General features: G+C 51.8%; 9 protein-coding genes. All 9 read left to right on the top strand.

Annotation, left to right across the window (positions count from 1 at the left end; all coding sequences use genetic code 11):
* A partial coding sequence (locus HMPREF9473_RS13755) for a sensor histidine kinase (RefSeq protein ID WP_006780737.1) occupies positions 1-1,478 on the top strand: 1,478 nt, incomplete at its 5' end.
* 238 nt (positions 1,479-1,716) lie between these two features.
* Positions 1,717-3,111 carry an ABC transporter substrate-binding protein gene (locus HMPREF9473_RS13750; RefSeq protein WP_006780736.1) on the top strand — a complete coding sequence of 465 codons (1,395 nt, stop codon included), beginning with the start codon at positions 1,717-1,719 and terminating at the stop codon, positions 3,109-3,111.
* 104 nt (positions 3,112-3,215) lie between these two features.
* Positions 3,216-4,103 carry a carbohydrate ABC transporter permease gene (locus HMPREF9473_RS13745; RefSeq protein WP_006780735.1) on the top strand — a complete coding sequence of 296 codons (888 nt, stop codon included), beginning with the start codon at positions 3,216-3,218 and terminating at the stop codon, positions 4,101-4,103.
* 14 nt (positions 4,104-4,117) lie between these two features.
* Positions 4,118-4,981 carry a carbohydrate ABC transporter permease gene (locus HMPREF9473_RS13740; RefSeq protein ID WP_006780734.1) on the top strand — a complete coding sequence of 288 codons (864 nt, stop codon included), beginning with the start codon at positions 4,118-4,120 and terminating at the stop codon, positions 4,979-4,981.
* 77 nt (positions 4,982-5,058) lie between these two features.
* Positions 5,059-6,006, top strand: a complete 948-nt coding sequence (locus HMPREF9473_RS13735) for a response regulator transcription factor (protein ID WP_006780733.1) — start codon at positions 5,059-5,061, stop codon at positions 6,004-6,006.
* A 136-nt stretch (positions 6,007-6,142) separates the two neighbouring features.
* A complete protein-coding gene (locus HMPREF9473_RS13730) occupies positions 6,143-7,126 on the top strand; it encodes an ABC transporter permease (protein WP_006780732.1) in 984 nt (327 codons plus the stop codon).
* Positions 7,123-8,088, top strand: a complete 966-nt coding sequence (locus HMPREF9473_RS13725; protein WP_006780731.1) for an iron chelate uptake ABC transporter family permease subunit — start codon at positions 7,123-7,125, stop codon at positions 8,086-8,088. Before HMPREF9473_RS13730 ends, HMPREF9473_RS13725 begins: the two co-directional genes overlap by 4 nt.
* A 62-nt stretch (positions 8,089-8,150) precedes the next feature.
* Positions 8,151-8,912, top strand: coding sequence for an iron ABC transporter ATP-binding protein (locus HMPREF9473_RS13720; protein WP_006780730.1), 762 nt, complete (start codon positions 8,151-8,153; stop codon positions 8,910-8,912).
* 77 nt (positions 8,913-8,989) lie between these two features.
* The coding region (locus HMPREF9473_RS13715; RefSeq protein ID WP_006780729.1) for an ABC transporter substrate-binding protein at positions 8,990-9,613 on the top strand (624 nt) is incomplete at its 3' end.

Here is a 9,613-nt window from a genome sequence, read left to right as displayed (position 1 = left end):
ATAAGGGGGACATCTATAAGCACAACCTGTACAATACCTGGAACATGTACATTTCCAGGGAGTACTTAAAGAACCAGTGTTTCTCCAACACCATCGTCTGGGCCTGGGAGAATCCCCAGCAGCTGACCTGCAACGCCTACAACACCAGCGCCGGCGGCTCCTACCAGAACCTTCAGACCTATTGGAAGGAGGACCATGAGCGCATCTCCCGGTATCTGGAAACCCTGGACACCGCGGTTGGCTTCATCAATCTGGATGGCCGCCTTTACATGGTGAGAAACCTGTTTGACAATTCCTACGAGCGTTTTGGCGCCCTGATCATGAGACTGGACTTGAATTACTGCTTCGGACCGCTGTTAAATACCTCTATGGCGGAGGCGCTGACCCTGCAGATTGACGACCAGACCCTGGTGTTAAAAGGTGATGCCATCACTCCATCGCAGTTAAGTCTCTCCCTGCTGGACAACCCCCAGGGCTACCAGCGCCAGGGAAAGGATTTGTATGTTTACAACTATCGAAAGGAAGATTACTTTAAGCTGACCACCCTCATGAAGGTGGACAAGGAAGTGATTCCCATGCCATTTTACGGCTACTCCTACATTTTCGCCGGCATGGTTCTGTTTCTCATCCCCCTGCTGTTGATTCTCATGAGAGTCTACAAGCACAACGTGACGAAGCCTATCGAGCTTTTAATGAGCGGCGCGGGCAAGGTGGAGGAGGGATGCCTCGGATACCAGCTGACGGAGCGGCCGGAGAACCGGGAGTTCCAATACCTGGTGGACTCCTTCAACCAGATGTCGGAGCGGCTGCGTTACCAGTTCGACCATATTTACGAGGAGGAGCTGGCCTTGCGGGATGCCAAAATCATGGCCCTGCAGTCCCACATCAACCCTCATTTCATGAACAACACCCTGGAAATCATCAATTGGGAGGCCAGGATGGAGGGAAATGTGAAGGTGTCCAAGATGATAGAGTCTCTGTCCATCCTGATGGATGCCGCCATCGACCGGAAACGCCAGGCCACCGTGCCCCTGTCGGAGGAGATGGTCTACGTCAACGCCTATCTCTACATTAACTCCGAGCGGTTTGGCAAGCGTCTGACGGTGGTGAAGGAGATTCCGGAGGATATCATGGGATACATGGTGCCCCGCCTGATCTTACAGCCCGTCATTGAAAATGCCATCGCCCATGGCATCCAGATGAGCGGCTACGGCACCGTCATCATCAGGGGCCATGCCGACGAACATTTCCTCTATCTGGAGATTGTCAACGACGGCACTCTGACGGAGGAGGACGAAATCCGTATCAGACGTTTCCTGTCCCCGGACTATGACACCAGCAAGGAGCCCTCCGGAAATGTGGGTATCGCCAACGTGAACCAGCGTCTGCGCATCCTCTACGGCGAGCCCTGCGGCCTGTCTATGATGAAGGACGACGAAAACCACGTCATCGCGAGACTGACCATCGCCATCGGCTAAATAAAAAACATGACTGCCCCGGTATCTGCCGGGGCATTGCTTTTGCGCGCCTTGACCAGTTTTGTCATTGGATGCCCACGGCACCCCCGATTTGTCTCTGCTTGGTTAGAGTGAACAAGAAAATACAAGAAATAACACAACCAGTTATTCATTTTCACATCGAAAAGATGGATAATAATGACATAAGATATACAGAATGTAGAAATACATAGGGTATACAAAAACAGGAGGTAACGATATGAAAAAAACAACAGCATTATTACTGGCAGGAGCATTAGCCTGTACATCACTGGCTGGCTGCGGTTCCAAATCAACAGCAGATACCCAGCCGGCGGCAACGACTACCGCAGCGGCAGGAACAGAGAGCAAGGCGGAAGAGACCACCGCAGCGGCAGCCAAGAGCGTCGCGTTAAATGTAACCACCACCTTTGCAGGTGAGGACGGCAACGCCAAGAATTACCAGAACGCCATCAAAGACTGGCAGGCAGCAACCGGCAACACCGTGAACGACTCCTCAGCCGTATCCGATGAGACCTTCAAGGCCCGTGTAGCCAGCGACTTCCAGATGGGTTCCGAGCCGGACGTATTATTCTACTTCAACGGCGCAGACGCCAACTCCTTCGTGGAAGCAGGCAAGGTAGTAAGCATTGACGATATCCGCGCAGAGTATCCGGATTTCGCATCCAACATGAATGACGACTTAATCGCCGCTTCCTTAGTGGACGGCAAGAAATACGCAGTACCGGTGAACGGCTTCTGGGAGGCCATGTTTGTAAACACCGAGGTTCTGGATGCAGCAGGCGTTGCAGTTCCTGGAGCAGATTACACCTGGGACCAGTTCAAGGCAGACTGTGAGAAGATTAAAGCGGCTGGCTATTCCCCAATCGCTGCAGCTCTTGGCAACATTCCTCATTACTGGTGGGAATACGCCATCTTCAACCACAACACACCGGAGAACCACATCAACATCCCGGCAGCAGTTGACGATGAGCAGGGACAGAGCTGGGTTGCAGGTATGAACGATATCAAAGAACTGTATGAGCTGGGATATTTCCCGAAGAACACCTTATCCGCAACGGATGACGACACCTTCTTAATGTTCATGGAAGGTAAGGTAGCATTCTTAATCGACGGTTCCTGGAAGGTTGGCGGTATCGCCGGACAGTGCCAGACAGACCCGGAAGACCCGGCAACTCTGGATGCGGAGAAACTTGACAAGATTACCGTAACTTATGTACCTGGCAATGGCGACAGAAAAGCAAGCGATTTAATCGGCGGTCTGTCCATGGGTTACTACATCACCAAGAAAGCATGGGATGACCCGGAGAAACGTGACGCGGCAGTTAATTTCGTAGAGTATATGACATCCAATGAAGTGGTGCCTGTATTTGCACAGCATACGGCATCCGCACTGAAGGCAGCTCCGGCAGTTGACCAGAGCCAGTTCAACTCCTTACAGGTAAAAGCAATGGAGATGATGAGTGGCGTGACTTCCCTGACACCGGCAGTTCAGGATATCTTCCAGGGTGAGTGCAGAACCTCCACCTTCGACGGTATGCCACAGATCGTAACCGGCAAGGTGACAGCAGAAGACGCAGTATCAGAAGGATTGGCAGTTTATAACGCAAACTAATAAGCAGCTTACAAAGGCCGGAGGCGTAACGGTTTCGTCTCTGGCCTTTGTATGAAACAGGGAGAGTCCCCTTCGGCAGTTAGGGGAAAGTAAAGGGTGAGAATATGGGAGCAAATATCTATAAAAACAAGAAAGCGCTGTTTGTTTTTCTGGTTCCGGCATTTCTTTTCATGGCAGTATTTTTATACTATCCATTTTTCCAGAACATCATAAACAGTTTTAAGCAGATACCGGAGCTGGGAGCGGCGGCCAAAGGCTGGAACGAACCATGGTATACCAACTATGTGGAAATGTTCACGGATGAAAATATGTGGACGGCCATGAAAAATACACTGATTATGATGGTAGTCACCATCGTGGGCCAGGTGGGAATCGCCATTGTTCTGGCAATTCTGGTGGACAATATTAAGGGCGGAGCCAAATTCTTCCGCACCGTGTATTTCTTCCCCATCGTGATTTCCGCTACGGCGCTTGGACTGATGTTCAATCTGATTTTCCTTTATGACAAGGGTATGTTAAACCAGATGCTGGAGATATTCGGAGTGACGGAGCTGATTGACTGGAAGGGCGAAAAACTGGCGCTTTTGACGATGATGCTTCCGGTTATGTGGCAGTATGTTGGATTCTATTTTGTCATCCTGATTACGGGACTGAACAATGTATCAGGGGAGCTATACGAGGCGGCCTCCATTGACGGAGCCACACGGTTCCAGCGCATCCGCTACATCTCCCTGCCGATGATTCACAATGTCATCTGCACCTGCGTGGTGCTGGGCGTCACCGGCGCGCTGAAGGTATTTGACCTTCCGTGGACCATGTTCCCCAAGGGAATGCCTCTGGGCGAGACCTGGCTGACCGGTACCTACATGTATTATCAGACCTTTAACACCAAAAATATTGATTACAGTTCGGCCATTGCAGTTCTGATTGTTGTCCTTGGAATTGTCACTGCCAAGGTGGTAAACACCATTTTCAAAGAGAAAGATTATTAGGAGGAGAGACGGGTATGAATACACAGAAAAAGAAATTCTCTGCCGGAATGGCAGCCATTTATCTTGTCCTGGCTTTCTGGGCGTTGACGACGATTTACCCGATTTTCTGGGTGATTATCAATTCCTTTAAGGCAAAAGGGGAGATTTTATCCAACTCCTTTGCCATCCCGGTTGGGAAAATGTTTACGCTGGCCAACTACCGGACGGCATTTGACCGATTAAACATTTTCAGCGCTTACCGGAACAGTATGATTATCTCGCTGACGGTGGCCGGCGTGGTGATTCTGCTGGCAGGTATGGCTTCCTTTGCGCTGGTGCGGTATGATTTTAAGCTGCGCAAGCCGTTAAACTCCCTGGTGGTAGCGGGCATGATGTTCCCGGTATTCTCCACCATCATTCCGGTGTTCCGCATGCTCAGTTCCTGGCATATGGTGAACACGGAGAGCCTGGCTCTGTCCCTGATCAGCGTGGCGCTGCCTCAGATAGCGGGAAACTTATCCTTCGCCATCGTAGTGCTGACCGGATATATTCACAGTCTGCCCATCGAGCTGGAGGAGTCCGCATACTTAGAGGGGTGCAGCCCGTTCCAGATCTTCTTTAAGATTGTGGTGCCGTTAGCAAAACCGTCCTTCGCGACGGTGGCCATCTTCTCGTTTTTGTGGAGCTACAATGATTTGTTCACACAGATGTTCCTGTTACGGCTTCCACAGCATAGGGCGATTACTCGACTGCTCAATGAGTTGACGGCGAGTGAGGGAACTAACTTTGGATTGATGGCGGCTTCCGTGGCGTTGGTTATCATTCCGGTACTGGTTGTCTACATTTTCCTTCAGAAATATATCATCAAGGGTATGACGGCGGGAGCCGTGAAGGGATAAAACTTCGAAGAAGTGGTTTGGTTATCGGGGAATTTATGATATAATTGCTGTATGAACTAGGGGATGAGGGTGTATTGATGTATAAAGTGGCGATTATCGATGACGAACCAATTATAGTAGAAGGACTCTCACGGGTGGTTCCGTGGGAGAAGTATCACTGCCAGGTGGCCGGTACGGCCGGCAACGGGCAGGAGGGACTGAAGATTATCCGGGAAATACGGCCGGATATGATATTTTCCGATATATCCATGCCGGGGATGGATGGGCTGACTATGATAGCGGCCCTCCGCGTGGAATTCCCGGATATGCTGATTACGATTCTGACCGGGTTCCGGGACTTTGATTTTGCACAGAAGGCTATCCGCCTGGGGGTCAGCCGGTTCCTGCTGAAACCGTCCAATATGGATGAGATTGAGGAAGCGCTGGCTTTTATGACGGAAAGTCTGGACAGAAGAAAAGCGGGCGCTGGGGTGAACGCGGCCGGTGGAGGAAACGAAGGCGCCAGTGGGAGTGCGGTGGCGGGAGATACCGGCACGGCTGGTTCTGCCAGTACATCCGGAGGGGCTGGAATGTCTGGGGCATCCGGAGCAGCAGGCGTAGCTGGCTCCGCGAATGGAGCATCCGCAGGCGGTGCCCAGTCTGGGGCCGGTGAATCGAGTGATACGGGCGACTCAGGCGACTCAGGCGATTCGGAGAAGACAGCCGGAAGTTTCCTGGTGAAGAATGCACTCCGCTATATGGAGGAGCATTACAGAGAGCGCATCACCCTGGCGGAGGTGGCGGACAAAATCTACGTCAGCCAGTGGCATTTGAGCAAGCTGTTAAACCGCCACACGGGCAACAGCTTTTCGGAGCTGTTAAACCATATCCGGATTGAGAAGGCCAAAGAACTTTTGAAGGACCCGTCCAAGCGGATCGGGGACGTGTCGGAGGACGTGGGCTTTCTGGATGTGGCACATTTTTCCAGGGTGTTTAAGAAACAGGAAGGCATTTCAGCCAATGAATACAGGAATAAGAGGATATAAATCGCAATGGTTTATATCCTTTTTTATTGCAAAAATTTGTCATGATGGAAATTATGTGTGAATTCATATTGACAAACTAGGAATTCGTATGGTATCCTCTTTGAGTTAGCGGATGCTAACATGAAAGGATTACGATATGAAAAGGATTACTTACAGCAGACTGTGGCTGTTTCTGGCGCTGGCTGTGCTGTCCCTGGTGTCGCTGACCATCGGCGTCAAGGATTTCAGCCTGATTCAGATGTTTCAGCCGGGAAGTGAGGGGCAGAACCTGGCGGTGTTAAGCCGGATTCCCAGGCTGCTCTCCATTCTGATTACGGGAGCCAGCTTATCGATTGCCGGGCTCATCATGCAGACCCTGACCCGTAACAAGTTTGTGGCACCGTCCACGGCGGGGACCATGGAGTGGTGCCGGTTTGGAGTGATGCTGGCCCTGCTGGCATTTGCGGGGGCCGGGACCGGGACGAAGATGGCGGTGGCGTTTGTCTGCTCTCTGGGCGGGACGCTGCTGTTCATGAAGATTCTGAGTGTCATTCCCTACCGGGACTCCGTCATGGTGCCTCTGATTGGAATGATGCTGGGAAGTGTGGTCAGCTCCGTCACTACCTTTTTTGCCTACCAGTACGACATTGTCCAGAATATCTCTTCCTGGCTGGAGGGGAGTTTTTCCCTGATTTTGAAGGGAAGGTATGAGATGCTGTATCTGGGGATACCGTTTCTGATACTGGGGTATGTGTACGCGGACCGGTTTACCATCTCCGGGATGGGAGAGGACATGGCGAAAGGGCTGGGACTGAACCACAAAGCGGTGGTGTTTGCCGGGCTTGCCATTGTGGCCATGATTACCTCGGCGGTGATTGTGACGGTGGGCAGCATTCCCTTTGTGGGAATGATTATCCCCAACATGATATCCATCTGGAAGGGGGATAACCTGAAGAACAGCATCGGGGATACGGCGCTGTTTGGGGCGCTGTTCGTGCTCATCTGCGATATGGTGGGAAGGGTGCTGATCTTCCCCTATGAGGTGTCCGTCAGCGTGATGATGAGCGTCGTGGGGAGCGCGGTGTTCCTCATCATTCTGTTTCGGAAGAACGCGCCGGGAGTCAGGAGGAAACGGGCATGAGACAGGGAAAGGTAGACAATAGAACGAAATTGATCATGCTGCTTGTCATCACAGCAGCGGCGATTGCGCTGTTTCTGTGCTACGGGCTGACCCAGAAGAATCTGGGATATTTTCTTCCCCTGAGACTCAAGAAACTGGCGGCCATCACCCTGGTCAGTTACAGCGTGGGCTACTCGGCGGTGGTGTTTCAGACCATCACCGGTAACAAAATCCTGACGCCCAGCGTGATGGGGCTGGATTCCCTGTATCTGTTTGTGCAGACGGTGATTGTGTTCTTCTTTCAGTCGAAAACGCTGACGGTCATGAAAGGAAATTTAAATTTTATGATTTCCGTGGCGGTGATGGTGGGACTGTCCTGGCTTTTGTATCTGCTGCTGTTCAAGGGCGAGCATAAAAATATCTATTTCCTGTTGCTGGCCGGCATGGTGTTTGGCCGGCTGTTCGGGGGAATGGCCAGTTTTATGCAGGTACTGTTGGACCCCAACGAGTTTGAGGTCCTCCAGGGAAAGATGTTCGCGTCCTTTACCAGCATCAACACCGGTCTTCTGGGAATATCGGCGGTGATCTGTATGGGATGCCTGCTGATGACCTGGAGGGATAACAAGAAGCTGGATGTGCTGGCCCTGGGGGCAGACACGGCGGTGAATCTGGGCGTCGACTACAAGCAGCTGGTAAGAAAGCATCTGATGATTGTGTCGGTGCTGATATCGGTCTCCACGGCGCTGGTGGGTCCCATCACCTTTCTGGGCCTTCTGGTGGTATCTCTGGCGAGACAGTTGATGGACACCTACCGCCACGGGGAACTGACAAAGAGCGCCTGCCTGCTGTCCATGTGTTTTTTGATCTACGGGCTGTTCCTGGTGGAGAAAGTATTTTCTATGGGGACCACGCTCAGCGTGATTATCAATTTTACAGGGGGACTCTATTTCCTGTATTACATGATGCGGCAGGCGAAGGCATAAATCAGAGTGACAGAAAAACAGGCGGTATGCCGTAACGTAATCTGGCAATAGGAGGATAACATATGATTTCAGTATCAGGAATTATCAAGCAGTATGGTACCAAGAAGGTGCTTGACGAGGTCAGCGCCGATTTCCCCACCGGGAAGCTGGTGGCCTTTATCGGCAGCAACGGGGCCGGAAAGAGTACCTTACTCTCCATTATCACCAGAACTCTGGAGAAGAATGAGGGGGAGGTTCTGGTGGAGGGAAGGTCCCTGGACAGATGGAGGAACCGGGAGCTGGCGAAACACTTGTCGGTGCTGAAGCAGTCCAACCATCTGAGCGTCCGCATCAAGGTGCGGGAGCTGGTGTCCTTCGGACGCTTCCCATACAGCCACGGGAATCTGACGGCGGAGGATGAGGAGAAGATTGACGAGGCCATCGCCTATATGGGGCTGGAAAAGCTGACGGGGCGTTATTTAGATGAGCTGTCCGGGGGCCAGCGCCAGATGGCTTACATAGCTATGGTCATCGCCCAGGACACGAAGTACATCTTCCTGGACGAGCCGTTAAACAATCTGGACATGAAGCACTCGGTGCAGATTATGACGATTCTGCGGCGGCTGGTCCACGAGCGGGGAAAGACGGTGATGGTGGTGATTCACGACATTAATTTTGTGTCCCACTACGCGGACTATATTGTGGCGATGAAGGATGGAAAAATTGTGGCCGGCGGGGATGTGGACGAGATGATGAACAGCCATACGCTGGAGCAGGTTTACGGAATGGACATCGAAGTGAAAAATATCAATGACAGAAAAGTGTGCTTGTACTATTCGGCATAGAGATATGAAAGAAGCATGATAGTAGATATAGCAAGAAGTATAACAAAATACATAACAGAACGAGGAGAGATAACATTATGAGAAAAGTATTGATGAAAGCAGGAAAAAAAGCAGGCATCTACCTGGCAGTTGGAGTGCTGGCGGTCACGGCCTTGACCGCCTGCGGAAAAGGAACGGGCGAAACAGCGACTCAGTCTGCGGAGCAGACTACTTCAGGGGACACTGCCGGTGACAACAACGGGTCCGGCGCCTCCGGCGCGGAATCCGAAGCGCTGGAGACGGAAGAACTGAAATCACAGGCATCCGGCACCGTGAAAGCCAGCACCAACCACGGCGAGGTGGAACTTCCGGTAAATCCGGGCCGTGTCGTTGTCTTTGACATGGGTATCCTGGACAGCCTGGACTATCTTGGTGTGGAAGCAGAGTACGCGGTACCGACCGCCAATCTCCTGGACAACTTATCCAAATATCAGTCGTCCGTCAATGCTGGCGGCATCAAGGAGCCTGACATGGAGACCATCTACGAATTTGAGCCGGACCTCATCATCATTTCCGGCAGACAGGAAGCTTTTTATGAAGAACTGAGCAAAATCGCGCCCACCTGGGACACCAGCATGGATTACAACAATCTGATGGAGGACTTTGTGGACATTTACACCACTCTTGGCCAGGTATTCGACCGGGAGGAGGAGATAGCGGCC

Source organism: Hungatella hathewayi WAL-18680 (assembly GCF_000235505.1).
In the GTDB taxonomy this organism is placed as follows: domain Bacteria; phylum Bacillota; class Clostridia; order Lachnospirales; family Lachnospiraceae; genus Hungatella_A; species Hungatella_A hathewayi_A.
The sequence above is the reverse complement of the archived record's forward strand: the minus strand, read 5'-3'. Positions and strand labels throughout refer to the sequence as shown.

Bases quoted from the DNA above. Each gene is read 5' to 3' on its own strand.
- HMPREF9473_RS13750 (WP_006780736.1), top strand. From the start codon at position 1,717: ATGAAAAAAACAACAGCATTATTACTGGCAGGAGCATTAGCCTGTACA.
- HMPREF9473_RS13745 (WP_006780735.1), top strand. From the start codon at position 3,216: ATGGGAGCAAATATCTATAAAAACAAGAAAGCGCTGTTTGTTTTTCTG.
- HMPREF9473_RS13740 (WP_006780734.1), top strand. From the start codon at position 4,118: ATGAATACACAGAAAAAGAAATTCTCTGCCGGAATGGCAGCCATTTAT.
- HMPREF9473_RS13735 (WP_006780733.1), top strand. From the start codon at position 5,059: ATGTATAAAGTGGCGATTATCGATGACGAACCAATTATAGTAGAAGGA.
- HMPREF9473_RS13730 (WP_006780732.1), top strand. From the start codon at position 6,143: ATGAAAAGGATTACTTACAGCAGACTGTGGCTGTTTCTGGCGCTGGCT.
- HMPREF9473_RS13725 (WP_006780731.1), top strand. From the start codon at position 7,123: ATGAGACAGGGAAAGGTAGACAATAGAACGAAATTGATCATGCTGCTT.
- HMPREF9473_RS13720 (WP_006780730.1), top strand. From the start codon at position 8,151: ATGATTTCAGTATCAGGAATTATCAAGCAGTATGGTACCAAGAAGGTG.